The sequence below is a fragment of the Hymenobacter caeli genome, assembly GCF_013294115.1.
Taxonomy (GTDB): Bacteria; Bacteroidota; Bacteroidia; order Cytophagales; family Hymenobacteraceae; genus Hymenobacter; species Hymenobacter caeli.
Genome location: NZ_JABSNP010000030.1, coordinates 16,238 through 42,167 on the forward strand (window position 1 = coordinate 16,238; position 25,930 = coordinate 42,167).

Genomic DNA, 25,930 nt, shown 5'->3' on the forward strand with positions numbered 1-25,930 from the left:
TTCGCGCAACTGGGGCATTTTATGAATCTTTAGGCCGTGGTTGCACTAAAGGCCACGCTTTCAGCATGGAAACCTTTTTTCAATCCAACCGCTACCTGCACATCACGGCCGGTTTCATCGGGTTCTTCGTGGCCCCGGTGGCCCTGGCCCTGCGCAAGGGCGGGGAGGCGCACCGGCTGTGGGGGCGGGTATTTTTCTGGGCGATGGCGGTGGCCGGTACCACGGCCCTGGCGGGGGCCCAGCACATCCACAGCTTGTTTTTGCTGCTCACGGCGGTATTCAGCCTGTACATGGCGGCCTTTGGCTACCGCTCCATTTTCCTGAAACAGCTGGCCTGGGACGCCCGCGTGGCGCCCTTCGACTGGGCCGTGGCGGGGGGGGGCCTGGTGGTGTTTCTGGGCACGGTGGCCTACGCCTTTGCATCGGGCAACATCCCCGTGGGCGTGTTCGGGGCCCTGGGGGCCATGACGGCGGCGCGGCAGCTGCGCGGCTACGCCAACGCCGGCCACTGGGCCAAAAACCAATGGCTGCTGAACCACATTTCGGGGTTCATGGCTTCCTACATCGCGGCGGTGTCGGCGTTTTCGGTCACCAGCCTGCGGTTTATTCCTTTTCCTTACAACTTTTTGTGGCCCACGGCGCTGGGGCTGCCCGTCATTTGGTGGTGGCAGCGCCGGGTGCGGGCCCAGCGGGTGGCTACCGCACCAGGCTTCGATTTATCTGCCGCACCAGCCCCGGCCCTTCGTAAATAAAGCCGGTGTAGAGCTGCACCAGCGAGGCCCCGGCCGCCAGCTTTTCCTGCGCGTCCGCCGCCGAGTGGATGCCGCCCGCCCCAATGATGGGCAGGCCCCCCGCGCTGCGCCGGTGCAGGTAGCGAATCACCTCCGTGGCCCGCGCCCGCAGCGGCCGGCCGCTGAGGCCCCCCGCGCCCAGGGCCGCCACGTGGCCGGCGTCGGTGCTGAGGCCCCCGCGGCCGATGGTGGTGTTGGTGGCCACGAGGCCGCTGAGGTGGGTTTCCTCGGCTATTTCGATGATGTCGTCGAGTTGGGCATCGGTCAGGTCGGGGGCAATCTTCAGCAGCAGGGGGCGCGGCGTGGGGCGGGCCAGGTTGCGGCCCTGCACCTGCTGGAGCAAGTCTATAAGTGGCTTCTTTTCCTGCAATTCGCGCAGACCGGGCGTGTTGGGCGAACTCACGTTCACCACGAAGTAGTCCACCACGTCGGCCAGCGCGTCGTAGGCGGCCAGGTAGTCGGCGGCGGCTTCGGCGTTGGGCGTGTCCTTGTTCTTGCCGATGTTGCCGCCGATGATGAGCCGGGGGTTGCGCCGCCGCGCCAGCCGCGCCGCCACCGCCGGGGCCCCGTCGTTGTTGAAGCCCATGCGGTTAATCAGGGCCCCGTCCTGCGGCAGCCGGAACAGGCGCGGCTGCGGGTTGCCGGGCTGCGGCCGGGGCGTCACGGTGCCAATCTCCACGAAGCCGAAGCCCAGCGTGGCCAGCTCATCGGTCAGGGCCGCGTTCTTGTCGAAGCCCGCCGCCAGCCCCACCGGGTTTGGAAATTTCAACCCAAAAACCTCCCGCTCCAAGCTTGCGTGCTGGTAGTCGTAGAGCCCGCGCAGCAGGGCCCGAACGCCCGGAACCCGGGCCGCCCGGCGCAAATTATCGAACACGAGGTGGTGGGCACGCTCGGCGTCGAGGTTGAACAGCAGGGGTTTGACGAGGGATTTATACACTGGCGTCGGGGCCAAATTGCTGGTCGAGGTCGGCAAATAAGTCTTCCAATATTAAGTGCAGCCCGGGAACAATGTGCTGCGAAATATCCCAAACTTTGGCCAAGTCTACCCGAAAATATTCGTGCGAAATCAGGTTGCGAAAATCCTTGGTACCCTGCCAATTGATGCTTGGACACAACTGCTGCGTGGCTACCGATACGTGGGACGCCGCCTCACCCAAGATTTCAAATTGCCGTTCTACGCCCGATTGCAGCAACAAGTCCGACGCGAGGTCGGCAAACGTTTTACCAACTAAAAAAAGCTCGATGTTACGGGCTGCCTGCAACGTATGTAACACCCGCTCAGGGTCACGCGGCCGTCCTTTGCTTGCTTTCATATAGCGTGGTCAGGTCTTTTTTAATGTAGCGCATCATGTAATCGGAAACGACGGTCCCGACGTCAACCTTGATACCGAGCCGCTGCTCCAGGTCGCGGGAGTAGTCGAAAAATTCCCAGCCGACTTGTCGTTCCATTTCCAGCAGCAAGTCCAGGTCCGATTCGGCCGTGGCTTCGCCGCGCGCATACGAGCCGAACACCTGCACCCGCCGCACGGGCTTATCGGCGAAATAGTCGGCTAGCACCTGCCGGATGTGGTCGAGGGAATGGGGAGGTTCCATAGCACAAAGTACGCAGGCCCCGGCCGAAACGTGCGCTACCCCGCCCAGCCTTCGCGGTCCAGGCTGCGGTACTGGATGGCCTCGGCCAGGTGCTGAATCTGAATCTCCTCGGTGCCGGCCAGGTCGGCGATGGTGCGGGCCACTTTCAGGATGCGGTCGTAGGCGCGGGCGCTCAGGCCGAGGCGCTCCATCGCCGTTTTCAGCAGCATCCGGCCCGCTTCGCTGATTTGGCAGATGTCCTTCACCATCTGCGGCGGCATCATGGCGTTGGAGTGCACGTCGGGAAAGTCCTTGAAGCGGGCTTCCTGCACCTGGCGGGCCCGGTCCACGCGGGGCTGGATGTCGGCGCTGCTCTCCGCCTTGCGCGATTCCGTCATCTGGTCGAAGGTCACGGGCGTCACTTCCACGTGCAGGTCGATGCGGTCGAGCAGGGGCCCCGAAACCTTGTTCAGGTACTTCTGCACCACGCCGGGGCCGCACACGCACTCCTTGTCGGGGTGGTTGTAGTAGCCGCACGGGCAGGGGTTCATGCTGGCGATGAGCATGAAGTTGGCCGGAAACTCGATGCTGAGCTTGGCCCGGGCGATGGTCACGCGGCGCTCTTCCAGGGGCTGGCGCATCACCTCCAGCACCGTGCGCTTGAACTCGGGCAGCTCGTCGAGAAACAGCACGCCGTTGTGCGCGAGCGAGATTTCGCCCGGCTGCGGGTTGCTGCCGCCGCCCACCAGCGCCACGTCTGAAATCGTGTGGTGGGGGGCCCTAAACGGCCGCGTGCTCAGCAGGCCGCCGCCGGCCAGCTTGCCGGCCACCGAGTGGATTTTGGTGGTTTCCAGGGCCTCCTGCATGCTCAGCGGGGGCAGGATGCTGGGCAGGCGCTTGGCCAGCATGGTTTTGCCCGCGCCGGGCGGCCCAATCATAATCACGTTGTGGCCCCCGGCGGCGGCGATTTCCAGGGCCCGCTTGATGTTTTCCTGGCCCTGCACGTCGGCAAAATCAGCCGTGTACTTGTTCACCGAGTGCTGGAATAGGTCGCGCGTGTCCACCTTGGTCGGCTTTATTTCCGCGCGGCCCTCGAAAAAGTCGATGGCCTCCTGCATGCTGCCCACGGCAATCACGTCGAGGTTGTTGACGATGGCCGCTTCCTCCGCGTTTTCCTTGGGCAGCACAATGCCCTTGAAGCCTTCCTTGCGGGCCTGAATGGCAATGGGCAGCACGCCCTTGATGGGCCGCAGCTCGCCGTCGAGCGACATTTCGCCCATGATGACGTACTCCGGCAGCCGCTCGGTATTGAGCTGCTGCGAGGCGTGCAAAATGCCCAGCGCAATGGGCAGGTCGTAGGCCGCGCCCTCCTTGCGGATGTCGGCCGGGGCCATGTTCACCACCACTTTGGTGCGCGGCATCCGGTAGCCCCGCAGCTTCAGCGCCGCCTCAATCCGTTGCTGGCTTTCCTTGATGGCGTTGTCGGGCAGGCCCACCACGTAGAAGTTCGTCCCGGCCGATACCACTACTTCAATGACAATGGTATAGGCATTGACGCCCTGCACGGCCGAGCCGAAGGTTTTGGTTAACATGAATCGCTGATTAGTCGTGATTAACCGTGATTTCGTTGATTTAATCGCGGCTTAATCGGTTTTTGCTGAGAAGAAAAGCGGAAAACGAGGCGAATTCTCAGGCCGCCAATACCAGCTGCTCAATCAGCATAATCAAGATGTGAATCACTTTGATGTGAATTTCCTGAATCCGGTCGGCATAGCCGCTGTGCGGAGCCCTGATTTCCACGTCGCAAACACTGGCTAATTCGCCGCCGTCTTTGCCGGTAAGGGCTATCACAAACATGCCAGCGGCCTTGGCGGCTTCGGCAGCGCGCAGCACGTTGGGCGAGTTGCCGCTGGTGCTTATGGCCAGCAGCACATCGCCCGGCCGGCCTAAGGCCTCCACGAAGCGGCTGAACACGAACTCGAAACCGTAGTCGTTGGCCACGCAGGTTAGGTGCGAGGCGTCGGTGAGGGCAATGGCGGCCAGGGCCCGGCGGTCGGCGCGGTAGCGGCCGCTCAGCTCCTCGGCGAAGTGCTGGGCGTCGCAGAGGCTGCCGCCGTTGCCGCAGGTGAGGATTTTGCCGCCGTTGCGCAGGCTGGTGGCCATCAGCTCGGCCGTCTGGGCGATACGGGCCAGGTTGGTTTCGTCGGCCAGGAAGCGGTCGAGGACACTGCGAGCTTCGGTAAGTTCGGCGTGGATGCGGGCGGCGAGCGGGGTGGGGTGGGGCACGCGGAAAGGGTTGGGCGCGGGTAGAAAATTACAGCGGGGGCCGCTCGGCCGGCGGCGTGTTGGGCAGGCTAGGGTCCGACTGCGGGAACATGGGCCGGGCGGGCTCCGGGGGCCGGTTGGGTGCGGCGTAGCGGTCGGCGGGAAAATTGGGGTTGCCGGGAAAGCCGGGGTTGCCAGGAAAGTTGGGATTGCCGGGGTTGGGCACTACCCGGGACGCGGTTTGCTGGTGGTCGTAGAGCTTGGCCTTCAGCTCGTTGATGCGGCCGTCCTGCTTGGCCACGCTCCGGCGCAGCAGGCTGCTGTCCAGGTTCTCAATCACCAGCTGCACGGCCATTATCACGGCCCCGATGGTGGCCAGCATTTGAAAAAAATCCCGCTCCCGTGCCTCGTCCGACAGCGCCGCGCCGAACCCGGCCACCGACGCCCGCACCGCCGGTACCAGCAGGAACAACAGCGCCAGCAGCAAGTACACCATCACCACCACCGAAACGAAACGCTTGAGAGCAACCATGAGAAAGAGTTTTTTTGAGTGAAGGTTTCGGGAATAAAGATAGGCTCCGTCGGGGGCCTACACCAACGCGGCGTTGGTTTGCAGCGAGCTAAGGCGCTGATAAACACCGTTGGGCCGGCGCAGCAGTTCGTCGTGGGTGCCGCGTTCCACGATGCGGCCGTGCTGGAGCACGATAATTTCGTCGGCGTGCTGCACCGTGCTCAGGCGGTGGGCGATGACGAGCGAGGTGCGCGCGGCCATCAGGCGTTGCAGGGCCTCCTGCACCAGTTTTTCGCTCTCGGTGTCGAGGGCCGAGGTGGCTTCGTCCAGAATCAGAATCGGTGGGTTGCGCAAAATGGCGCGGGCAATGCTCAAGCGCTGCCGCTGCCCGCCCGAAAGCCGGCCGCCCCGGTCGCCAATCATCGTCTGGTAGCCGTCGGGGCTGGCCACGATGAACTCGTGGGCGTTGGCAATTTTGGCGGCCTCGATGACTTCGGCCTCCGTGGCCTCGGTGTTGAAGCGGATGTTGTTGAAAATCGTGTCGTTGAACAGGATGCTCTCCTGCGTGACGATGCCCATCTGGTCGCGCACCGAGTGGATGGTGCAGGCCCGCACGTCGTGCCCGTCGATGAGCAGCTGCCCGCCGCTGGCGTCGTAGAAGCGCGGCAGCAGGTCAGCTACCGTGCTCTTGCCGCCGCCGCTGGGGCCCACCAGCGCCACCATCTGGCCTTTTTTGATGGTCAGGTTCAGGTCGTAGAGTACCGGCGTGTCGCCGTAGCTGAACTGTACGTCGCGCAGCTCAATCTCGCGCGCGAAGGGCGGCAGCACCAGGGCCCCCGGCCGGTCGCGCACCGTGGGCTCGGTGTCGATGATGCGCAACACCCGCTCGCCGGCCACCAGCCCGCGCTGGATGTTGCCGAACGAGCCCGACAGCGCCTTGGCCGGCGTGAGCACCTGCGAAAACAGCACCACGTAGCCGATAAACGTCTCGCCCGTCAGGCTCGAATGCCCGCCCAGAATGAGCGTGCCGCCGTAGTACAGCAGCCCGGCCACCACCGACACGCCGGCAAATTCTGAGAACGGCGAGGCCAGGTCGCGGGTATTATCGATGCGGCGCGAGGTGCGGGCGTAGTTGTCGTTCTGCTCCTCAAACTTGCCCTTGATGTAGCCCTGCGCATTGAAGGCCTTGATGACCCGGATGCCGCCCAGCGTCTCGTCAATCACCGACATCATCGAGCCCAGCGTGCTCTGGCTGATTTCGGCCTGCCGCCGCAGCCGCTTGGCCACGCCCGCAATGGCCCCGCCCGAGAGCGGCAGCAAAATGAGCGTGAACAGCGTGAGCGGCACCGAGATGTAGAACAGCAGCGCGAAAAAAGCCACGATTTTGAACGGCTCCTGGATGACGGCCGTCATCGTGTTCACCACCGAGGTTTCCACCTCCTGCACGTCGCTGGTGAAGCGCGACAGCAAATCGCCCTTCCGCTCGCCCGAAAAATACCCCAGCTGTAGCTCCACAATGCGGTGGTACAGGGCCCGCCGCAGGTTGCGAATCACGCGGGCCCGCACCGTGGCCAGCAGCCGTAGGCTCAGGTAGCGAAACAGGTTGCTCAGCATCACCGACACCACCACGATGACGCACACAAACGCCAGGGCCCCCAGCTTGCCCTGCGCCGCCAGCATGCCGGCAAAAAAGTAGTTGAACGTGTCCTTAATCCAGTCCAGCCCGAAGTGGAAAGCCGGCAAATGGGTGGGGGCCACCTGCGGCACCTTGTCCGTTTTGTCGAACAGCACTTGCAGCAGCGGGATGATGAGCGTGAAGTTGGCCAACCCGAAAAAAGTGCCCAGCACCGTGTACACCAGGTACTGCGGCAGGAAATTAGCCAGCGGCCGGGCGTATTGCAGGATGCGGAGGTACGTCTTCATAGCGGTAGTACTGCTGGCTAAGGACGCCGAAACGTAGCCGTTACTTCAATGGCCCCCACGATGTGCCGATTAAATTCGTCTAGCACCGCCGCCGGCACCCACAATTCGTTGTGCCGGGCGTTGCCCACGTTCTGCACCGGAAACTGTGCCAAATAAGCCGTCTCGACCGCGAAGCGCACCACGTACCCAACGCCATAGTAAGGAACGTTCCAGTCGCGGCTGATTTGCACGGCGTATTCCTCGTTCAGTACCGGGTAAAAAATTGGTTGCTCGGGCAGCCGGGGCGGAAAGCTGCGCCAGCCGCTGGCAGCAATCAAATCCAGCTCTTGTTGATTGACCGGGCGGTACAAGCAGGTGCTTTCGGGCATGGCCTAAAACTCGTTCAGGCGCTTGGCGATGTTCCAGCGCACGGCCACCGAAGCGTAGGTTTCGTTGCCGCTCGTGGTGCCGTAATAGGTGGGCTGGTCCAGGGTTTGGTGCCGGGTGATGAGGGTGGCGTCCAGAAACAGGTTGAGGCGCGGCTGGTAGGTGGCCGTGAAGTCGGCGTGGAACAAGTGGCTTTTATCGCCGTTGCCTACGCGGTAGCCATGGTCGGCGTCGGTGCCAGGGGTAGTGGAGGGGGCCCGCTGGTTGTACGAGAGCAGCACGTTACCCCCATTGTTGTTGTAAGCGCTAGCAGTAGTAGGCAGCGCATCAAGCCCCTGCATCGTGTAGAAGCCCTTGGCTACCAGGTGCAAGCGGGGCAAGGGTTGGTAGCTCACCACCGCCAGCAGTTCCGTCAGATTGGCCCCCATGGGGTGGGCCAGCGGCTGCTGGTAGTTTTGGTAGTTGGTATAAATATCGACGTGCTGGTAGGTGTAGGGCCGGATGTAGTTGAACTCCACCTGCAAATCGAGGTTTTGTATGCCGCCCACGTCGAGCAGCTTGCCGCCGAGCTGCACGGCCTGCTTATTGGCCCACCAGCCATTGCCGGCCAAAATCTCGTTCAGCTTGAACTCGTCCAGCACTAACTGGCCATAAAGCTGAGCGCGGTGCTTCACGTTCCACTTAAAATCGAGGCCCAGCAAGGCATTATCGGCCGAGCCCACCTGCTGCTCAATGGCACGGTAGAAAATAACTGGATTCAGGTATTGGATTTCCAGCCCGCGGCCCGGCCCGCCCGATACCTCCGACTCGAACACGCCGATGTTGAAATTATTGGTCACGTCGAAGCTCAGGTGGTGCAGCGCCAGGTACTTTTTGGGAAACACTTGGTCGGCATTTTCGCGCTGGGCCGTGAGTTCGGCGAAGATGTTCTGGTAGTTGAACCGCCAGACGCGGGTGTTGAATTTCAGGAAAAAATACGGCGCACTGTAGTCCGACAAAATCAGTGAGCGGTAACCGTTACCGATAAAGTTGCGGTCGTGGGCAAACTGAATGTTAATGTGCTTGGTGGCCGCGTAGGTTACGCCGCCCCGCGCCGTAAAGAAGTCGTAGGCGCTGCCGCTGGTTTTATACGTTTTGGTGTACCCCTCGTGCGGGGCCACGAACCCACCAGTCAGGTTGTCGCACACTATGCGCTGCTGCACCCAGCCCGGTACGGCCTCCTGGTTGTCCGTCAAAAAGCCGTAGAAGCCCAGCCGCTGGTCCACGGTGCCTTCAAAAGAGATGCCCCGCGTGTTCACATAGCGCAGGCCGTCGATGCTGCCGGTGCCGCTGTCTTTGCCGCCTTGCAGCAGCAGCACGGGGTTCAGGCGGAAAGTAAAATCCTTGGTCTGAACGTGGTAAAGGTCGGTCTGGTCGCGGTAGAAATACGTGAGGATGGGCTGCTTGCTCTTATTCGCTTCGTCGCCCAGCGCCGAGTACATCCAGTTGTCCTTCAGCAAGTACTGCGCATTGAAGCGGTCGGCCCGCGAGAGGGTGCCGGGGCCCACTCCGGCGCTGTCGGGCGAGAGCAGCCGCTCGCCCAGGCGGGCCACGCCGGCGCGGGTGTAGGGCCGCACGCTGGTGTGCGGGTCGTTCAGCGAGTCGGGCCCGTACTTGATGGCGTAGCGGTCGATGAGCCGGTAAGTGTCCGGGTCGAGGGGCACGTAGAGGGCCCCTTGGGTGTAGTAGGGCGCGGGACTGGCCGGGGCCACCCCGGCTGCCGGGGCCCTGGCGGGCGGCGGCGCGGCTACCGGGGGGGGCGATGGCGTCACCACTGGGGCGGCTACTGGGGCTGGCGGGGGCGTTTTAGCCGCGGGCTTCAGGGTGTCGTTGAAAATGTACCAGTTCGAGGTTTCGTTGCCCCGCGCCGGAACCGTAGGCGCGGCGGGTGGCGGGGCGGTGGGCGTTTGGGCCGCTGCGAAGCCGGCCGGTAATGCGCAGGTAGCGAGTAGTAAAAGAATTTTCTTCATAATAACGATAGTCAACTCAGGTAGGGCCGGGCGCATTGCCCGGCCCGCCAATTAATTAACAAACCTACGCAACCGGCCGTTGGCAGGGCGGGGAACAGGGCCTTGGGGGTTGGGGGTTTTTGTGCCAACTTCGGGACGTGGTTGGCCCGTGGCCGGCCGCTCCTGTCCACTCAAAAATCCCGCTGCATGGCTGTTTCCCCGTCCGTTCCTGCCCCCGAAATTGCCCCCGCCGCCGCGCCCAACCCCCGCGTGCACGAGGTGTGCGCCGAGCCCAGCATCGCCAACCACTTCCTGGCCGAGCTGCGCGACCGGAAGATCCAGAAGGACAGCCTGCGCTTCCGGCACAACCTCCAGCGGCTGGGCGAAATCATCGCCTACCGCATCAGCGCCCACCTCAGCTACGTCGACAAGACCATTCAGACGCCCCTGGCCGAAACCACCGGCAAGCTGCTGCACGACTTCCCGGTGCTGGCCACCGTGCTGCGGGCCGGCCTGCCCTTCCACCAGGGCTTCCTCAACTACTTCGACCAGAGCCCCAGCGCCTTCGTGGCCGCCTACCGCATCGAGGGCACGGCCCAGGTAACGGTGCAGGTGGACTACCTCTCGGCCCCGCGCCTCGACGAGCGGGTGCTGATTCTGGCCGACCCCATGCTGGCCACCGGCAAGAGCCTGGTGCAAACCTACCGGGCCATGCTGCGCTTCGGCATGCCGCGCCAAGTGCACATCGCGGCCGTCATCGCCTCGCCCGAGGGCCTGGCCCACGTGGCCCGCGAAATCCCCGAAGCGCACCTGTGGGTGGCCGCCATCGACGAGCGCCTCAACGAGCAGGCCTACATCGTGCCCGGCCTGGGCGACGCCGGCGACCTCTCGTTTGGGAGCAAACTTTAGCCGCCGGGGCCCCGGCCGGCCGGGGTACCTTTGCCACTGGTTCACTTTTTGCCAAGCTGTTCCGTTCGTTCCAAGCCCCACCGCGTTGTCCCACGCCTTCAAATACGCTTCCGTGTTCTTGCTGAGCATGGTCAAGTTTTTTGGCGGACCCTTGGCCGGGGCCTCGATGGGCTTGCCGTTTGGCTTCATCATGGCCCTCACCGTGGCGGGCATGATGACCACCGTGTTCATCATTTCGGGCGTGGGGCGGGTGTGGGTGCGGCACCGGCAGCAGCAGCGCCGGCTGCGCCGGGTGCCCATCTTCTCGTCCCGCTCGCGCAACATCATCAAGGTCTTCCGGCGCTTCGGCATGGGCGGCATCGCCTTCCTGACGCCCATTCTGCTCTCGCCCATCGGCGGCACGGTCATCGCCACGCTGCTGGGGGTGCCGCGCCCGCGCATCATGCTGCACATGCTCTGGAGCGCCGTATTCTGGGGCGGCGTGCTCACGTTCGTGAGCATTCGCTTCGGGCACATGTTTCACCATTAAGGGAGTTAAAAGGTGAGAGTTAAAACCCTGGCCTCGTCTTGAGGCCAGGGTTTTAACTCTCACCTTTTAATTCCCTTACCGCCCGCGCCGCTTCAGCGCCTTCACGCCGGGGGCCGAAGCGCCTTTCTTGCCCGGGTTGGCTTTGGCTCCTTTGGTACTTTTCTTCTTGCCGGCCTGAAACACTTTGCCCGTGCGCTTGTCGATGGTTTCGCCCGGCTTAATCCACTCCTTGCGCTCGTGGAAGGCCCCCTTGAACTCGGGGTCGAGGCGCTTGCGGCGCTCGTCCAACTCGCGGCTCATCAGCTGCTGCTCCTCGAAGGGCGTCTCTTCTACTTTCACCTCGGGCGGCAGCGGCACGTTCTCAATCGGCTGATTGATGAGCTTTTCAATCTCGGCGATGTGCACCATCTCGGCCTCGTTGGCGAAGGTGATGGCCGCGCCCGTGTGCAGGGCCCGGCCCGTGCGCCCGATGCGGTGCACGTAGTCGTCGTGAATCAGGGGTACGTCGAAGTTGATGACGTGGCTCACCTGGGGCACGTCGATGCCGCGGGCCGCCACGTCGGTGGCCACCATGTAGCGCACGTCGCCGGCCCGGAAGGCCTCCATGCTGTTGATGCGCGCGTTCTGGCCTTTGTTGCCGTGAATGACCCGTACCTCGCCGGCCGGGGCCTTGCGCTCCAGGAAGTGGGCCACCTGGTCGGCGTGCTCCTTGGTGCGGGTGAAGAGCAGCACCCGCGTCATGGTTTCCTGGTCGCGGTGCAGCAGGAAGTGCAGCAGGTTGATTTTGGTGAGCAGGTTGGGGGCCTCGTATAAAATCTGGCTCACGGTGGAGGCCGTCTGGGCCGGCGGCGTCACCTCCACCCGCACCGGAAACTCCAGGAACTCCTGGCTCAGCAGCGTCACCCGCTCGGGCATGGTGGCCGAAAACAGCACGTTCTGCCGCTTGCGCGGAATGATTTCCAGGATGCGCCGAATCTGGGGCATGAAGCCCATGTCCATCATCTTGTCGGCCTCGTCGAGCACCAGCGTTTTTATGTCCTTCAGCAACAGCGCCCCTTTCAGGTAAATCTCCATCAGCCGGCCCGGCGTGGCTACCAGAATGTCCACGCCCTGGGCAATGGTTTCGATTTGCGTTTTGGGGCCCAGCCCGCCGTAGATGGCGAAAATGCGCAGGTCGGTCTGGGTAGCCAGGGCCTTGAGGTGGGTTTCAATCTGCATGGCCAGCTCGCGGGTGGGGGCCAGCACCAGGGCCCGCGGGTGCAGGCCCTGGGCGTACTTCACCTTCATGAGCAGGGGCAGGCCGAAGGCGGCGGTTTTGCCGGTGCCGGTCTGGGCCACGCCCAGCACGTCGTGGCCGGCCAGGAGCAGCGGAATAGTTTGGGCCTGCACGGGCGTGGGCTCGGTGAAGCCGGCTTCGGCCACGGCCGTGAGGAGTTGTTTGTTGAGTTTGAAATCGTTGAACGATAAAGCAGCGGTGGGTTCCATCCCGCAAAGGTCGGGCATTTGCCTTGTTCCGAAGTTTTTTTGCCTGCGCCCGCATCCTTTCCTATCTTTGCACCACCAAAAACCACACGGTAGATATAGCTCAGCTGGTTAGAGCGCCGGATTGTGATTCCGGAGGTCGTGGGTTCGAGCCCCATTATTTACCCTCTTTGAAAAGTCCCCGGAAGCCGTTCCGGGGACTTTTTTATTTATTGCCGTGTCTTAACCCTGGCCAGCCACTGGCCGGGGCCCGGGCCGGCCGGTTCAAAAACGGGCCAACTTGCATTTCCCACCGGACTATTCCACAACCTAACTCTCCTTAAATGAGTCTTCTCGTCATTGGTACCGTTGCCTTCGATGCCCTCGAAACCCCGTATGGTAAAACCGACAAAATTGTGGGCGGGGCCGCCACCTACATCAGCCTGTCCGCCTCGTACTCGCTCAAGCCCGTGAACATCGTGGCCGTGGTGGGCGACGATTTTGCCCCGTCCGACATCCAGCTGCTCGAAACGCACGGCGTGGACACCGAGGGCCTGCAAATCAAGGCGGGCGAGAAGTCGTTTTTCTGGTCGGGCAAGTACTCGCAAGACCTCAACTCGCGCGAGACCCTGGCCACCGAGCTGAACGTGCTGGCCGACTTTGACCCGGTTATTCCCGACGGCTACCAGGACTGCAAGTACCTGATGCTGGGCAACCTGACGCCCGCCGTGCAGCGCCTCGTCATCCAGCGCCTCGTGAACCGGCCCAAGCTGATTGTGATGGACACGATGAATTTCTGGATGGACGTGGCCCTGGAAGAGCTGCTGGCCACCATCGAAATGGTGGACGTGCTCAGCATCAACGACGAGGAAGCCCGCCAGCTGTCGGGCGAGTACTCGCTGGTGAAGGCGGCCAAGAAAATTCAGGCGATGGGGCCCAAGTACCTCATCATAAAGAAAGGCGAGCACGGGGCCCTGCTATTCCACAAGAACAAGATGTTTTTCGCCCCGGCCCTGCCGCTGGAAGAAGTATTCGACCCCACCGGGGCCGGTGACACCTTCGCGGGCGGCTTCATCGGCCACATCGCCGCCACCGACGACTGCTCGTTCGAAAACATGAAGCGGGCCGTCATCCACGGTTCGGCGATGGCCTCGTTCTGCGTCGAGAAATTCGGTACTGAGCGCCTGCTGCACCTCACGGCGGAAGAAATCGAAGCCCGTGAGGCCCAGTTCGCCGACCTCGTGCGGGTGGTGCCGGCCTCGGCTATTGCCAATGTAGCGGCGGTGTAGGGCCCCGGCGGCAACTCTTTTGCGGCCAAGCGGGTACACTCCTAATCTCCCACCGCAAACCCCGTTGCCATGTCTTTATCCAAGAAAGAAACCGACCTCACGAACGCCAAAACGTCCGTTAACCCCGCGGCCAACACCAAGAAAAAAAGCACCCAGGTGCAAAGCCCGAACACGACCGACGTATCGGCCCACGGCAACACCACCGACGGCAACAGCGCCGGCAAAGGCGTGCAGAAAATCCGCAGCAACCCCCAGGGCAACAAGCCCATGTCGGTGAATACCGGTAAAGTGGGCAAAGGCGGCGATGCCAAACACTAAACCTGTGTGAATTTGCTTACAACCAAAAAGCCCCGCTGGAGTATTCCGGCGGGGCTTTTTGCTGCAAAAGATACCAGCAGGCTAGAACTCCCGGCCCAGCCACTTCGCAAAGCCTTCGCGCTGGGCCGCGTCAGCTTCGGCCAGCTTCGCCACCGAGTACCGGGGCCCGTAGCTGGTGCCGGCAGTGGCCGTCAGCGTCGCGGTCACCAGCCGGTGCTGGCGGAATACGTTGATTTCGTAGCTGGGGGCCCCCGTGCTGAGCAGGGTTTGCAGGTTCAGGTCCACGCGGCGGCCGTTCACGGCCACGATTTCATCGTCTACGGTGAGGGCCGCCGCGGCCGGCGAGCCGGGCCAGATGCCGCTGACCTCGGTGCGCTCGTTGCGCCCCACGGTGCGGAAGCCGAAGCGGCCCTCCGAGGCCGAGGCGTTTTCGGCCACCAGCAGCTGGCAGCCCACGGTGTGCAGCACTTTATCGAGTGGGGTGGCCAGGGGCTCGGTTCCGTAGATGAACTTGTCAAAATAGGCCCCCATTTTGCGGCCAGCCACCGCTTCCACGATGCGCACGTAGTCGGCCTCGGCGTAGCCGGTGCCGGTTTGGCCAAACTCCGCGTACAGCCGCCGCAGCACGTCGTCGAGGCTGCGGACGTGGCCCGAAAGCTGCCGCAGCGTGAGGTCGAGCAGCAGCGCCGCCAGGGCCCCCTTGTGGTACACCGACACCTTGCGGTCGGGCACGCCGGGCTTGTAGCCGTCGAGCCACAGGTCCACGCTGGCGTCGGCCAGCGAGAGGTTGTCGGGGCCCGCGTCGGCGTAGTGCCGTTGCAGCACCGTGCCCAGCTCCTCAAAGTATTGGGCCGGGGTGCGCACGTGGCTGCGGGCCAGCAAATATTCGCCGTAGTAGGTGGTGATGCCCTCGGCGATGAAGCAGGTGCGGAAGTAGTTCTCGCGGGCGTAGTCGTAGGGCTGCATCTCGGCGGGCCGGATGCTTTTGATGTTCCAGGTGTGAAACAGCTCGTGGCAGCTCACGCCCAAAAACTCCTTGTACAAGGCCTCCGTCATAATTAGCTCGGCGGGCCCCAGCGTAATCACCGTCGAGTTGTGATGCTCCACGCCGTGGTAGTGTTTGTAGGGCAGCAGCTGGTTCAGGAAGTGGTAATCGGCCACCGGGCAGCCCCCGAACAGCTGCACCTGCGCTTCGGAAAACGCCTTGAAATCGGCCAGCACCCGTGGCCAATTCAACGTGGCCTCGCCCTGCACCCAGATGTGGAAAGGCAGGCCCCCCGCCTCGTACTGTTGGTGCACCAGCGTGGGGCTGGCGATGAGCGGTGCGTCGGCCAGCTGGTCGAAGTTGGCGGCAAGCAATACGCTGGGGGCCCCCTGGGGCAGGCCGCAGGCCACCTGCCAGCCCTCGGGCACGGCCAGCGTCAGCTCGCACGCTTCCTGCTCGCGTCCTTCGGCGTACATAAAGCACTGCACCGGGTTGAGGTAGAGCTGCTGCTCGTCGAGCCACGAGCCGCCCGCGTCCATCTGGTGGGCGTAGAAGTTGTAGTTGATTCGCAGTTCTTTGCCGGCTGCGTCGGCTATTTCCCAGCGGTCCTTGGTGGTTTTGCGGTAGGGCAGGGGCTGGCCGGTGGCCGCATCGCTGACTTCAACTTTTTGAATCTTTTGGGCGAAGTTTTGCAGCTCGTAGCGGCCCGGCCGCCAAGCCGGTAGTTGCAGGGCCAGCGGGGCCGTTGCGCCGGCGGGCACGGCCAGCCGCATTTCTACTTGCAGGTAAAACGTGAGCGGGTTTTCGTAGGAAACGCGGTACTGAATCATGGCCGGCGGCGAACGGTTGGGTGGGCAAAGCTAGGGCCCCTGCATACGCAGGCCGCCGCGCCCGAAGCCAAGTTCCGGCCCGCCCCCGGCTGCGTGCCGGGGCCCAAGCCCGTGGGCCGGAACCAATTGTGGTCCCGGGGCTTGCTATTCTTGGCGCAGCCCCGTACCTTTGCCGGCCCAACTCGAAACTTGATTTGACATGAAACGCACCTACCAACCTTCGCAGCGCAAGCGTCGCAACAAGCACGGCTTCCGCAACCGCATGGAAACCGTCAACGGCCGCAACGTGCTGGCCCGCCGCCGTGCCAAAGGCCGCAAGCGCCTCACCGTATCCGACGAAGGCCGCCACAAGCGCTAGGGCACAAGCTGTTAGCTGAAAGCTAATGGCTGGCAGCTTTTCAGCTATGGAACCAACCCAATCCCTCGGTTTCCTCTCCTCCGCGGAGAGCGGGCCGGCGGGTGAGGCCGTTCCCACCGCGCCGAAGAGGTCTCATACCTTCCCCAAAGAGGAACACCTGTGCCGCAAAAAGCTCATCGACGAGCTTTTTGGGAAGCAGAGTTCCTCTTTTGGCGTTTACCCGCTCCGCATCGTGTGGTTGAAAAGCGAGGCACCCACCGGGGCCCCGCCCCAGGTGCTCATCAGCGTGAGCAAGCGCGGCTTCAAGCGGGCCGTGGACCGCAACCGCCTCAAGCGCCTCATCCGCGAGGCCTACCGCCTCAACAAACACCGGCTGCTGGAGCACCCCGGAGGCCATCCGGTGGGCGTGTTGGGAATTATTTATACCGGTAAGGAAAAAAGTGCGTTGGCGTTGGTGGAAAAAAAATTAATTTCCGCCTTCCATCGTTTGCTCGGTACCGCGGCCCTTGGTTTGGCTTTGCCGCCCACCGCGTAGCTTCGCCCTTCGCCCTGCCCGCTCCATGACTTCCCGCCACAAACTTTACGCCGGCTTGGCGCTTAGCAGCGCCGCGCTGCTGTTCTCGTTCCGCTCGGCCTCCGACAACGAGCGCTACTTCGAGATTGCGAAGAACCTCGACATTTTCGCCACGACTTTCCGGGAGGTGAACACCTACTACGTGGACGAAATTAACCCCGGCAAGCTGGTGAAAACGGGCATCGACGCCATGCTCAAGTCGCTCGACCCCTACACCAACTACATCCCGGAAGACGACATCGAGGACTTTCGCACCATGACCACCGGCCAGTACGGCGGCATCGGGGCCGTGGTGGTGAAGCGCAACGGCAAAACCGTGGTGCAGAGCGCCTACGAAGGCTACCCAGCCCAAAAAGCTGGCCTGCTGCCGGGCGACGAAATCCTGAACATCAACGGGGTAATCGTCGACAAAAAGTCGAACGCTGATATCAGCAAGCTGCTCAAGGGCCAGGCCCAGTCGGTGGTAAAGCTGCTCGTGACCCGCTACGGCCAGGACAAGCCGCTGGAAGTGGCCGTCACGCGCGATAAAATTCAGGTCGAAAACGTGCCTTATGTGGGCATGATTTCGCCCGAAGTTGGCTATTTCCAATTGGCCGGCTTCACCGTGGACGCGGGCAAGGAGGTGCGTGCCGCTGTTACCAAGCTGAAAGCCCAGGGCGCGAAAAAAATCGTGTTCGACATCCGCGACAACCCCGGCGGTCTGCTCAACGAAGCCGTGAACATTTCCAACCTGTTCATCGACAAGGGCCTCGACGTGGTGAGCACCAAGGGCAAGGTGACGGAGTGGAACAAAACCTACAAAGCCCTCGACGTACCGCTTGACACCCAGATTCCGGTGGCCATTATCACGAGCAACCGCTCGGCCTCGGCCTCAGAAATCGTGTCGGGCGTGTTGCAGGACTACGACCGCGCCGTGCTGGTGGGCGAGCGCACCTTCGGCAAGGGCCTCGTGCAAGCCACCCGGCCCCTTAGCTACAACTCGCAGCTGAAGGTGACGACCGCCAAGTACTACATCCCCAGCGGCCGCTGCATCCAGGAAATCGATTACAGCCACCGCGCCGACGACGGCACGCTGGGCAAATTCCCCGATTCGCTGCGCACGGCCTTTAAAACCACCGCCGGCCGCACCGTGTACGACGGCGGCGGTGTGGCCCCCGACGTGGAAGTAGCCGACCGCGAAATTGCCGACATCACCCGCGTACTGCTCCAGAAAAGCTATTTGTTCGACTACGCCACCCGCTTCCGGTCCGAGCACGCCACCATCGCGCCTCCCCGCGAGTTCAAGCTTTCAGAAGCTGATTACCAGAAATTTGTGGCCTACCTCCAGGGCAAAAACATCAGCTACAGCACCGACGCCGAAAAAGCCCTCACCGACCTCAGCAAGAAGGTGAAGGAAGAAAAACACTACGACGACGTAAAGCCCGAGTTGGAAGCCATGCGCCGCAAAATGACCGTCAACAAGGCCAACGACTTACAGCGCTTCAAGCCCGAGATTAAGGAAATTCTGGAGCAGGAAATCGTGTCGCGCTACTACTACGAGAAGGGCCGCACCGAAGCCGGCTTCGACGACGACCCCAACATCCTCGCCGCCGTGGCCGTCCTCAACGACCCCAACCGCTACGCCGCCCTGCTGAAACCCAGCGGCCAAGCCGCCAGCGCCCGCAAGTCGGCCGGTACGAAGTAGCAGTTTACGGGCCCCGCCTACATCGTAATCAATTATCTACTCTTTCTTATGACTGCCGATCAACGATTAGACCAACTTGAACCCTTAGTTTCCCAAACGCTCGCTGTTGCTGACCGCCACACTGCCCAGCTTAAACAGTTGGTCAGTTTGGTCCTGCAACAAACTGAAATAGCAATGCAGCAAAGTGACAACGTTCAATTTGCGCTTAATGAATTGGGCGATATAAAAAACGAATTGGGCGGTATAAAAAACGAATTGGGCGGTATAAAACGTGAAGTAATAGGATTGAAAGAAAACCAAACTGTTGCAGACACCAAGTTTGCTGCGATGGATACCAAGCTTGACCTCATTCTTGGCTTACTTGGTGGAAACAAGAAATAATCGCCGCCGTGGCCGTCCTCAACGACCCCAACCGCTACGCCGCCCTGCTGAAACCCAGCGGCCAAGCCGCTAGCGCCCGCAAGTCGGCGGGGACGAAGTAGCACGAACAATTAGTTAGTATGAAGTTGCAATCCGCTTTTTTAGGTCCTCTGGCAATTACTTGTTTCCTTTCTGCGGGATGTTCACATCAACAAGAGAAGGTGATTCCAAAAATGAACAGTGTCAATCCATTAGCTTGGGTTGACACTGTTCATTTTAATAGTACTCTTACTGATAAACAGTGGGGACAAGTTTATTTTGCGCGTAATAACGAAGAGGATTATGAGAAACTAACCGACACTACTAGAATCGCATTGCGCTTTTCCTGGTACCGCTCGTTTCACCATTATGTAGTCGTTCGCATTGAGAACCGTCCAGAAATCCGGGACTCAAGCGGTACTAGAAAACTGTACGAAGAATGGTTTGCTTTGTACAAAGAGAATCTATCTCGTCTCAATCATGATTGTCCGGTTAAGAAAGGAGAAAAGTGTTTTGGAAAACCGTTTCCTTACGTGCACCAACAACAAGTTGCATTGTTAGAAACTAATAAAACGCCATTAGTTGTGAAGAAATTAAAGGCGATGAAATTTTGGCAAATGCAACGTAATTATAGTACTGGGCCACACGCAGATGGTTCTGACTGGACATTGGAAGTTTATTATAAGGGAAAGTATAAAGTTGTTTCTGTGGATGTAGAAAAACATCCTGTCAAAGATTTGTGTCTAGAAATGTTAAGATTAACAGGTTACAAAATCAAAAAGAATGAGGTATACTAGATTGGTTAACTGTTGGAATACTTATTAAATAATGCTCCTTTCCCTCGAAACCTCTTCCCCCGTTTGCTCCGTCGCGCTACACAACGTGGCCGATGGCCGCCTGATTGGCCAGTCCGAGCTGCGGCTGGAAAAATCGCACTCCACCCACCTCACCGTATTAATTGAGCAATTGCTCGAAAACACTGGCCACGCCCTGGCCGACCTCGCCGCCGTGGCCGTGAGCGACGGCCCCGGCTCCTACACGGGGTTGCGCATCGGGGCGGCGGCGGCCAAGGGCCTGTGCTTTGCGCTGGATATCCCGCTGGTGGCGGTGAGCACGCTGGGGGCCCTGGCGGCGCAGGTAGCGGCCGTGACGGCGGGGGCAGAAGAAACGCTGTTTTGCCCGATGCTGGACGCGCGGCGCATGGAGGTGTACACAGCTATTTACGCTCACGATGGGCAGGAAGTGCTGGCTCCCGCGCCGCTCATCCTCGCACCCGGGGCCCTGGCCGAACAAATGGCCCACCGCCGGGTGCTGTGCTTTGGCAATGGCGCGGTCAAGTTCCAGCCGCTGGTAACGGAGCAGGCCAACATTGGCTTTCTGGCCGGCATCGAGCCATCGGCCGTGGCGGTGGGGGCCCTGGGCGTGGCAGCTTTTCGCCGCCAAGCGTTTCAGGACGTGGCTTATTACGAGCCGTTTTATTTGAAAGAAGTGTACACGACCACGCCTCGGTCTTGAGTTTTTGTGCTAATGCCGGTAGCCCTGCCAGGTGCCACCGTAGCGGTAGCCCAGTCGGGGCTTCGCTTCGATGCAACAGTTCTTGCAAACGAAAAACCACCCCTTGCCGCCGGCCTGCGTCTGAATGCGGTACAGCGTAGTAGCTTCCTGCTGGCAATGTGCACAAAACTTCGTTTTCATAGTTGCTGACTCGTTGTGGCCCTCCGCTGTAACTGTTCCCTGTGAAACACTGTTTTTAGTTTATTCTCTCGATATTTCCTTGTAGATATGGAACCGCTCTTCACTAACCGCGTCGCCAACAGCGGCCTCGTTACCCTCAACCTGGAAGAATTTATTCATTCCGGAGAACGGGTGCTGTACGACATCAAAGACAACCTGTTCCACGGCCTCATCCTGCGCGAAAAGGATTTTCGCGAGTTCATCAAAACCCACGACTGGGCCCGGTACGATGGCCAGAACGTAGCCATCGTCTGCTCGGCCGACGCCATTGTGCCCACCTGGGCCTACATGCTGCTCGCCATCAAGCTGCAAAACCACGCCCACCGCTACGTCTTCGGCAACCTGGAGGCCCTGGAACAATCGTTGTTCGAGGAAGCTATTGCCGGCCTCGACGCCGAAGAATACCGCGACGCCAAGGTGGTAGTGAAGGGCTGCGGCGAGAAGCCCGTGCCCACATTTGCCTACGTGGCCATTATGCAAAAGCTGCTGCCCGTCACGAGCAGCATCATGTACGGTGAGCCGTGCAGCACCGTCCCGCTCTACAAAAAACCCAAAGCCGCGGTTGCAGAGTAACGAATTTTACCGTTGGCACAGTAGGAAAAATGCGCTTCGGCGCTTTTTTCATTTTAGACGGTGCAAAGCCCGACATTTGCTAGCGTGCAAAATCAACCATACAAGATAAGTTTCCTCACCGGTGCGGCCATTGTGGTGGCCAATATGGTAGGCACGGGCGTTTTTACTAGCCTCGGGTTTCAGGTGCTCGACATCCAGAGCGGCTTCGCGCTGCTCGCGCTGTGGGTGGTGGGGGGCCTCATTGCGCTCTGCGGGGCCGTGTGCTACGGCGAGCTGGCCGCTGCCATGCCGCGCTCGGGCGGCGAATACCACTACCTGGGGCAGATTTACCACCCGGCGCTGGGTTTTTTGTCGGGCTGGGTGTCGGCCACCGTGGGCTTCGCGGCCCCCACGGCCCTAGCGGCCCTGGCCTTGGGCGAGTACGCTAAAAGCGTGTGGCCCAGCCTGGGGCAGGTGCTGCTACAAGGCACCACCACCACGGGGGCTACGCTGCTGGGGGTGGGCGTGGTGCTCGCCCTGGCTTTGGTCCACGGCACCAGTACCCGCGCCGGCAGCCGCCTGCAAGTGGTAATCACGGCCCTGAAAGTTGGCGTTTTGGTGGCGTTTATCGGGGCCGGCCTGTTGGCAGGGGAGGGGCAGCCCTTGCATTACGCCCCCGATGCGGCCGGCTGGCGGGCAGTGCTCAGCCCCGCTTTTGCCGTCAGCCTGGTTTACGTAAGCTACGCCTACTCGGGCTGGAACGCCGCCGCGTACCTCACCGGCGAAATTCACAACCCCGGCCGCAACCTTTCGCGCATCCTGCTGGCCGGCACCGCCGCCGTACTCCTATTATATGTAGGGCTGAATTACGTGTTCCTGCGTTCCACGCCGCTGGCCGGCCTGAAGGGCCAGGTGGAAGTCGGTTTCGTGGCGGCCACCTCGCTGTTCGGGGCCGCGGCGGGCCGCCTCACGGGCGGCATCATCGCAGCCTTGCTGGTGTCCACCATCAGTTCGATGATATTTGCGGGCCCCCGCATCGTGCAGACAATGGGCGAAGATTTGCCGGCCCTGCGCTTCCTGGCTCCTAAAAGCCGCGCTGGCATTCCCGTGCGGGCCCTTGTGCTGCAAGTTGCCATCACGCTGGTATTCATTCTGCGGCCCAAGTTCAAAGAAGTTCTGGTGTACGCCGGCTTCGTGCTGAACCTGTTCACTTTCCTCACGGTGCTGGGCTTGTTTGTGCTACGCTGGCGTAAGCCCGGCTTGCCGCGCCCCTACCGCGCCTGGGGCTACCCGCTCACGCCACTGCTTTTCCTGGGCCTGAGCGGCTGGACGCTCGCCTTCATCCTGCGCGACAAGCCCACCGAGTCGAAGTATGGCTTGTACACGTTGATTGCTGGCCTCGTGATATACCTGCTAACCACGCGCATTTTCCGCGTCGCGCGGCCTGCGCCAAACCCGTAACTTTCGGTTTTCAAGATAAGGGTGCCGGCGGGGCCCCTGCATTTTCATTCCTTATATATATGTTGCTTCGCACCGCCGCTATTCGGCTGCTCCCCGTCGCGCTAATTGTCTTGGTGGCCTGCTCTGAACCGACCACCAAAACCGAACCGGCTACCAGCGCCCGGGCCTCCACGCCGGCTCCTCCCGCTACCAAAGCCGCACCGGCCGATTCTGCCCGGCCCGCTGCCAAACCTGCTGCTGAACCGGTTGTTGCGACGGCCCCCACCGATACCGCCTACGTGCAGGACGTTGCCGCTTACCTCGGGGGCTTGCCCGTCCGCCCAGACTCCCCGTTGGCGGCCCTCACTGGGCAGCCCGCCTTCCAGGCCTTCGCTAAAGACCAGGATAAAAGCTGGGCAAAGTATACCAGCACCCACACCAGCCGCATGACCAAATGGGCCAGCCACGAGCTGGATTCCGTGCAGCGCCACAGCCCCACCATCTTCTACCCGTTCAGTGGCCCCGATTTCCTCAACGTCGTCACGATGTTTCCCACTAGCAAGGCCTACGTCATGGTGGGCTTGGAGCCCGTGGGCAGCGTTCCCGCCCGTACTTCCCTTGCCAATCCCAAGCTGTACCCCGCCATCAAAGCTTCGTTGTGGTCGGTGCTAAACTTCAGCTTTTTCCGCACCAACGACATGGCCATCGATTTAAAATCGGTGGAACTGGACGGAGCCGTGCCGCTCATCATGCTTTTTGCAGCCCGTACCCACCGCCAAGTGCTGGCCGTACGTCCCGTGCAGCTCACCGCCCCCGGCCAGCTCGCCCCCGGCACCGCCGATACTACCCGCGCTGGCGGCCGCGCCAACATTCCCGGGGCTGAAATTCAGGTACGGGCCCCCGACGGCCAAATTCAAACCATCTATTATTTCTCCGCCGACATCAGCGACGCCAAGCTCGTGCCCCACCCGGCCCTGCTAACTTACGTGCGTACCCTGGGGCCCCTCACCACCTATGTGAAGTCGGCCACCTACCTCATGCACAAAGCATACTTTTCTAAAATCCGCAACTTGGTGCTGGCCCGTAGCAACTACCTGCTGCAAGACGATTCCGGCATTGCCATGAAGTACTTTCCCGCCGGGGCCTGGCAGTTCACCCACTACGGTACTTACCGCCGGCCCATCAACTTATTCGCCAAGCACTACCAGCCCGAGTTAACTGCTGCCTACACCGATAGCCTGCACCGCCCCCGCCCGCTGCCTTTTGGCACCGGCTACAACTGGCAACAAACCGATTCCAACCTGATGCTGGCCCGCCGCCGTGGCCCCATCAGCAACTGAATCACCCAATCTAAATCGAGCCACCGTACGGGGGCCGTGGTACCCCACCACGGCCCCCGTCAATTTTACCTGTCTATGCTTGCCCAGTTTATAGCTTTTCGTTACACTTACATAATAGGACTGCTTTCATTGGCAATAACTTTCACTGCCTTGGCCTATTGCGCTCCCACCGTGCCACTCCGCAGCAAAAGCATTACCTCTCCGCACAGCAGCGACTCAGCACTTCTCGATTCTCTGCTCCACTCGTCCCCCGATTTGGCCCGCATTGCCGATAATCCCACCTATGAGCTGCAAGTCATCTACACTCAAATCGACCGCGACGCCCAAAACAACCCCCACTTTACTCCTCATACTTATCATCTCAACCCGGGCCGATATTTTAACCCTGCCAGTCTAGTCAAGCTCCCCGTTGTTGCTCTATCCTTAGAGAAGCTGAACGACCTGCATCAGGACGGCGTCAGCCGCCGCACTATTATGGCCACCGGCACCGCTTTCCGTTGTCAGACCCCCGTTCCTTTCGCCGCTCCCGCCGACTCTGACCAAACGGCTACCGTGGGCAACTACATCAAGCGGATGCTGCTCGTAAGCGACAACCTCGCTTACAACCGCCTCTATGAATTCCTCGGCCAACGCCCCCTCAACGAGCGCCTTGCCCAACTTGGTTACCCCAACGCCCGCATCACCCGCCGCTTCGCTCCTTGCGATACGGCCGCTAACCGCCACACCAACCCCATCAGTTTTCACAACTCCGTCGGCGACACTCTGTATAAGCAGCCAGCCCTCGTCAATTTAATACCTTACAATAGTCCGCTCGGCCCCGTTTTTAAAGGCCATGCGTACCAAGTCGGCAAACGCCTCATCCACCAGCCCTACGATTTCACCACTGCCAATTACCTGCCTTTGGCTGATATCAGCACTTTCCTGCGCAACCTGCTTTTCCCCGAATCAGCGCCCACCTCCCAGCGTCCTCACCTTACTGCTACCGACTATCACTTCCTTCGACGCTACCTCCACGCCACGCCCCACGAGTCCGGGTTCCGAGCTTATGCTGCGCCCCGCTACTTCGACGCATATAAAAAATACCTTTACTACGGCCGCGGCCCGTTGATTACCGCTGAGCAAGGGCTACGCATTTACAACATCGTTGGCATGTCCCATGGCTTTTTATCCGACGTGGCCTGCTTCGCTGACTCATCGTACCATTCCGAATTCTTGCTAAGCGCAGTTCTTTATGTCAATTCTGATGGTGTTATCAATGACGGTGCCTACGATTACGAAACCATTGGTCTTCCCTTTCTCGCTCATTTTGGCCAAATCGTCCGCCAGTTCGAGGCTGTTCGCCCCCGTCGATACCGACCCAATCTGGACGATTTCTTCGTTTTTGAAACAATCAGATAAAATAGCGACGAACAGTTGCCCGTATAACGTTCTATTTACCAATATCCTTTGTGCAAAAGCGAAGCAATACCCCGGAGACAGTAGATAAAAATGTTCTCTGATGCCTTGTACAGGCAAAACCCGCGCTTTACTTTTGCACTCCCGAATCAAACGGATGAACGGGAAAAGAAGTGTTGAAAAATAAATTTCGCAATCTTTTGTTTGCTTAGAAAGTAAACGTTACCTTTGCACCCCGCTTCGAATCAAACGGAATTGTAGCGCGAAAGATGAAAATAAAATATCTCCTTTACTTGTTTAGTTAGCAATAAAAAACTACCTTTGCACCCCGCTTCCCTGATATGGGAAACAAAATTGTTCGAAAGGGAGTGATTTAGAAAAAAACCATAATATTTTTTTCACCTGTTACTTGGCAAATTAAAAAATATTGTTACCTTTGCACTCCCAAATCGAAAGGTTGAGATGCAAGCACCGGCCAGTCGGCCACACTGCTGATTCAAATGGAATCGGCACACGTTCTTTGAATGTTTGGAAAAGACAAATGGTAAGACTTGGCTTAAGCAATTAAGACAAGCATTTTACAAACGCAAAATTGATTTAAACTCGTCAATACGGGTTGAATTAGCACAAGACATCAGCCCTGTTTCGGCAGGGTGCAGGACATTATACAATGGAGAGTTTGATCCTGGCTCAGGATGAACGCTAGCGGCAGGCCTA

The 25,930-nt window shown here is 60.5% G+C and carries 26 protein-coding genes and 1 tRNA gene; 16 read left to right on the forward strand and 11 right to left on the reverse strand.

The window, feature by feature from the left end; translation table 11 throughout:
- The first annotated feature begins 65 nt into the window (after positions 1 to 65).
- Positions 66 to 752 (forward strand): DUF2306 domain-containing protein, encoded by a 687-nt coding sequence (locus tag HNP98_RS20480; RefSeq protein WP_173812051.1) that lies wholly within the window; start codon positions 66 to 68, stop codon positions 750 to 752.
- On the opposite strand, the gene HNP98_RS20485 is transcribed toward HNP98_RS20480, so the two are convergent.
- The 9 genes from HNP98_RS20485 to HNP98_RS20525 form a co-directional block, all read right to left on the reverse strand.
- Complete coding sequence (locus tag HNP98_RS20485; RefSeq protein ID WP_173812052.1) at positions 697 to 1,728, reverse strand: quinone-dependent dihydroorotate dehydrogenase; 1,032 nt, start codon at positions 1,726 to 1,728, stop codon at positions 697 to 699. The genes HNP98_RS20480 and HNP98_RS20485 overlap by 56 nt on opposite strands.
- Positions 1,721 to 2,104 carry a HepT-like ribonuclease domain-containing protein gene (locus tag HNP98_RS20490; protein WP_173812053.1) on the reverse strand — a complete coding sequence of 128 codons (384 nt, stop codon included), beginning with the start codon at positions 2,102 to 2,104 and terminating at the stop codon, positions 1,721 to 1,723. Before HNP98_RS20490 ends, HNP98_RS20485 begins: the two co-directional genes overlap by 8 nt.
- Complete coding sequence (locus HNP98_RS20495; RefSeq protein ID WP_173812054.1) at positions 2,076 to 2,384, reverse strand: nucleotidyltransferase family protein; 309 nt, start codon at positions 2,382 to 2,384, stop codon at positions 2,076 to 2,078. The genes HNP98_RS20490 and HNP98_RS20495 overlap by 29 nt, the downstream gene beginning before the upstream one ends.
- Before the next feature lie 35 nt (positions 2,385 to 2,419).
- Positions 2,420 to 3,955: a YifB family Mg chelatase-like AAA ATPase gene (locus HNP98_RS20500; RefSeq protein ID WP_173812055.1), complete on the reverse strand. Its 1,536-nt coding sequence runs from the start codon at positions 3,953 to 3,955 to the stop codon at positions 2,420 to 2,422.
- A 97-nt stretch (positions 3,956 to 4,052) separates the two neighbouring features.
- Entirely contained in the window at positions 4,053 to 4,649 is a 597-nt protein-coding gene (gene lpcA / locus HNP98_RS20505) for a D-sedoheptulose 7-phosphate isomerase (RefSeq protein WP_173812056.1), read from the reverse strand.
- Positions 4,650 to 4,677: 28 nt separating this feature from the next.
- Complete coding sequence (locus HNP98_RS22100; protein WP_173812057.1) at positions 4,678 to 5,160, reverse strand: hypothetical protein; 483 nt, start codon at positions 5,158 to 5,160, stop codon at positions 4,678 to 4,680.
- A 57-nt stretch (positions 5,161 to 5,217) separates the two neighbouring features.
- Positions 5,218 to 7,062 (reverse strand): ABC transporter ATP-binding protein, encoded by a 1,845-nt coding sequence (locus tag HNP98_RS20515; protein WP_173812058.1) that lies wholly within the window; start codon positions 7,060 to 7,062, stop codon positions 5,218 to 5,220.
- Between the two features lie 17 nt (positions 7,063 to 7,079).
- Entirely contained in the window at positions 7,080 to 7,430 is a 351-nt protein-coding gene (locus HNP98_RS20520; protein ID WP_173812059.1) for a hypothetical protein, read from the reverse strand.
- A 3-nt stretch (positions 7,431 to 7,433) separates the two neighbouring features.
- Positions 7,434 to 9,437, reverse strand: coding sequence for a capsule assembly Wzi family protein (locus tag HNP98_RS20525; protein WP_173812060.1), 2,004 nt, complete (start codon positions 9,435 to 9,437; stop codon positions 7,434 to 7,436).
- Positions 9,438 to 9,623: 186 nt separating this feature from the next.
- Here HNP98_RS20525 and upp point away from each other — a divergent pair, with 186 nt between their 5' ends.
- Entirely contained in the window at positions 9,624 to 10,325 is a 702-nt protein-coding gene (upp, locus tag HNP98_RS20530) for a uracil phosphoribosyltransferase (RefSeq protein ID WP_173812061.1), read from the forward strand.
- 127 nt (positions 10,326 to 10,452) lie between these two features.
- Complete coding sequence (locus HNP98_RS20535; RefSeq protein WP_173812062.1) at positions 10,453 to 10,854, forward strand: hypothetical protein; 402 nt, start codon at positions 10,453 to 10,455, stop codon at positions 10,852 to 10,854.
- Between the two features lie 75 nt (positions 10,855 to 10,929).
- On the opposite strand, the gene HNP98_RS20540 is transcribed toward HNP98_RS20535, so the two are convergent.
- Positions 10,930 to 12,357: a DEAD/DEAH box helicase gene (locus HNP98_RS20540; RefSeq protein WP_246275255.1), complete on the reverse strand. Its 1,428-nt coding sequence runs from the start codon at positions 12,355 to 12,357 to the stop codon at positions 10,930 to 10,932.
- A 71-nt stretch (positions 12,358 to 12,428) separates the two neighbouring features.
- Between HNP98_RS20540 and HNP98_RS20545 the strand changes: the two genes are divergently transcribed.
- The 3 genes from HNP98_RS20545 (at position 12,429) to HNP98_RS20555 (ending at position 13,922) form a co-directional block, all read left to right on the forward strand.
- Positions 12,429 to 12,502 (forward strand) — tRNA-His (locus tag HNP98_RS20545).
- Positions 12,503 to 12,659: 157 nt separating this feature from the next.
- Complete coding sequence (locus HNP98_RS20550) at positions 12,660 to 13,604, forward strand: PfkB family carbohydrate kinase (protein WP_173812063.1); 945 nt, start codon at positions 12,660 to 12,662, stop codon at positions 13,602 to 13,604.
- Positions 13,605 to 13,673: 69 nt separating this feature from the next.
- Complete coding sequence (locus tag HNP98_RS20555; RefSeq protein ID WP_173812064.1) at positions 13,674 to 13,922, forward strand: hypothetical protein; 249 nt, start codon at positions 13,674 to 13,676, stop codon at positions 13,920 to 13,922.
- 81 nt (positions 13,923 to 14,003) lie between these two features.
- On the opposite strand, the gene HNP98_RS20560 is transcribed toward HNP98_RS20555, so the two are convergent.
- Positions 14,004 to 15,737: a M61 family metallopeptidase gene (locus HNP98_RS20560; RefSeq protein ID WP_173812065.1), complete on the reverse strand. Its 1,734-nt coding sequence runs from the start codon at positions 15,735 to 15,737 to the stop codon at positions 14,004 to 14,006.
- 199 nt (positions 15,738 to 15,936) lie between these two features.
- Between HNP98_RS20560 and rpmH the strand changes: the two genes are divergently transcribed.
- The 10 genes from rpmH (at position 15,937) to HNP98_RS20610 (ending at position 25,216) form a co-directional block, all read left to right on the forward strand.
- On the forward strand, positions 15,937 to 16,095 hold the full coding sequence (rpmH, locus tag HNP98_RS20565; RefSeq protein WP_068228392.1) for a 50S ribosomal protein L34: 159 nt from the start codon (positions 15,937 to 15,939) through the stop codon (positions 16,093 to 16,095).
- 46 nt (positions 16,096 to 16,141) lie between these two features.
- The gene (locus HNP98_RS20570; protein ID WP_173812066.1) at positions 16,142 to 16,630 is read left to right on the forward strand and encodes a ribonuclease P protein component; all 489 of its coding nucleotides are present in this window, start codon (positions 16,142 to 16,144) and stop codon (positions 16,628 to 16,630) included.
- 25 nt (positions 16,631 to 16,655) lie between these two features.
- Entirely contained in the window at positions 16,656 to 18,353 is a 1,698-nt protein-coding gene (locus HNP98_RS20575) for a S41 family peptidase (protein ID WP_173812067.1), read from the forward strand.
- A 48-nt stretch (positions 18,354 to 18,401) separates the two neighbouring features.
- Positions 18,402 to 18,734 (forward strand): hypothetical protein, encoded by a 333-nt coding sequence (locus HNP98_RS20580; protein WP_173812068.1) that lies wholly within the window; start codon positions 18,402 to 18,404, stop codon positions 18,732 to 18,734.
- A 119-nt stretch (positions 18,735 to 18,853) separates the two neighbouring features.
- Positions 18,854 to 19,549, forward strand: coding sequence for a hypothetical protein (locus tag HNP98_RS20585; protein ID WP_173812069.1), 696 nt, complete (start codon positions 18,854 to 18,856; stop codon positions 19,547 to 19,549).
- A gap of 31 nt (positions 19,550 to 19,580) precedes the next feature.
- Complete coding sequence (gene tsaB / locus HNP98_RS20590; protein ID WP_173812070.1) at positions 19,581 to 20,267, forward strand: tRNA (adenosine(37)-N6)-threonylcarbamoyltransferase complex dimerization subunit type 1 TsaB; 687 nt, start codon at positions 19,581 to 19,583, stop codon at positions 20,265 to 20,267.
- 267 nt (positions 20,268 to 20,534) lie between these two features.
- Complete coding sequence (locus HNP98_RS20595) at positions 20,535 to 21,059, forward strand: DUF2480 family protein (protein WP_173812071.1); 525 nt, start codon at positions 20,535 to 20,537, stop codon at positions 21,057 to 21,059.
- 84 nt (positions 21,060 to 21,143) lie between these two features.
- Positions 21,144 to 22,499, forward strand: coding sequence for an APC family permease (locus tag HNP98_RS20600; protein ID WP_317171166.1), 1,356 nt, complete (start codon positions 21,144 to 21,146; stop codon positions 22,497 to 22,499).
- Positions 22,500 to 22,558: 59 nt separating this feature from the next.
- Complete coding sequence (locus HNP98_RS20605; RefSeq protein WP_173812072.1) at positions 22,559 to 23,818, forward strand: hypothetical protein; 1,260 nt, start codon at positions 22,559 to 22,561, stop codon at positions 23,816 to 23,818.
- 255 nt (positions 23,819 to 24,073) lie between these two features.
- The gene (locus tag HNP98_RS20610; RefSeq protein ID WP_173812073.1) at positions 24,074 to 25,216 is read left to right on the forward strand and encodes a serine hydrolase; all 1,143 of its coding nucleotides are present in this window, start codon (positions 24,074 to 24,076) and stop codon (positions 25,214 to 25,216) included.
- Positions 25,217 to 25,930: the final 714 nt, after the last annotated feature.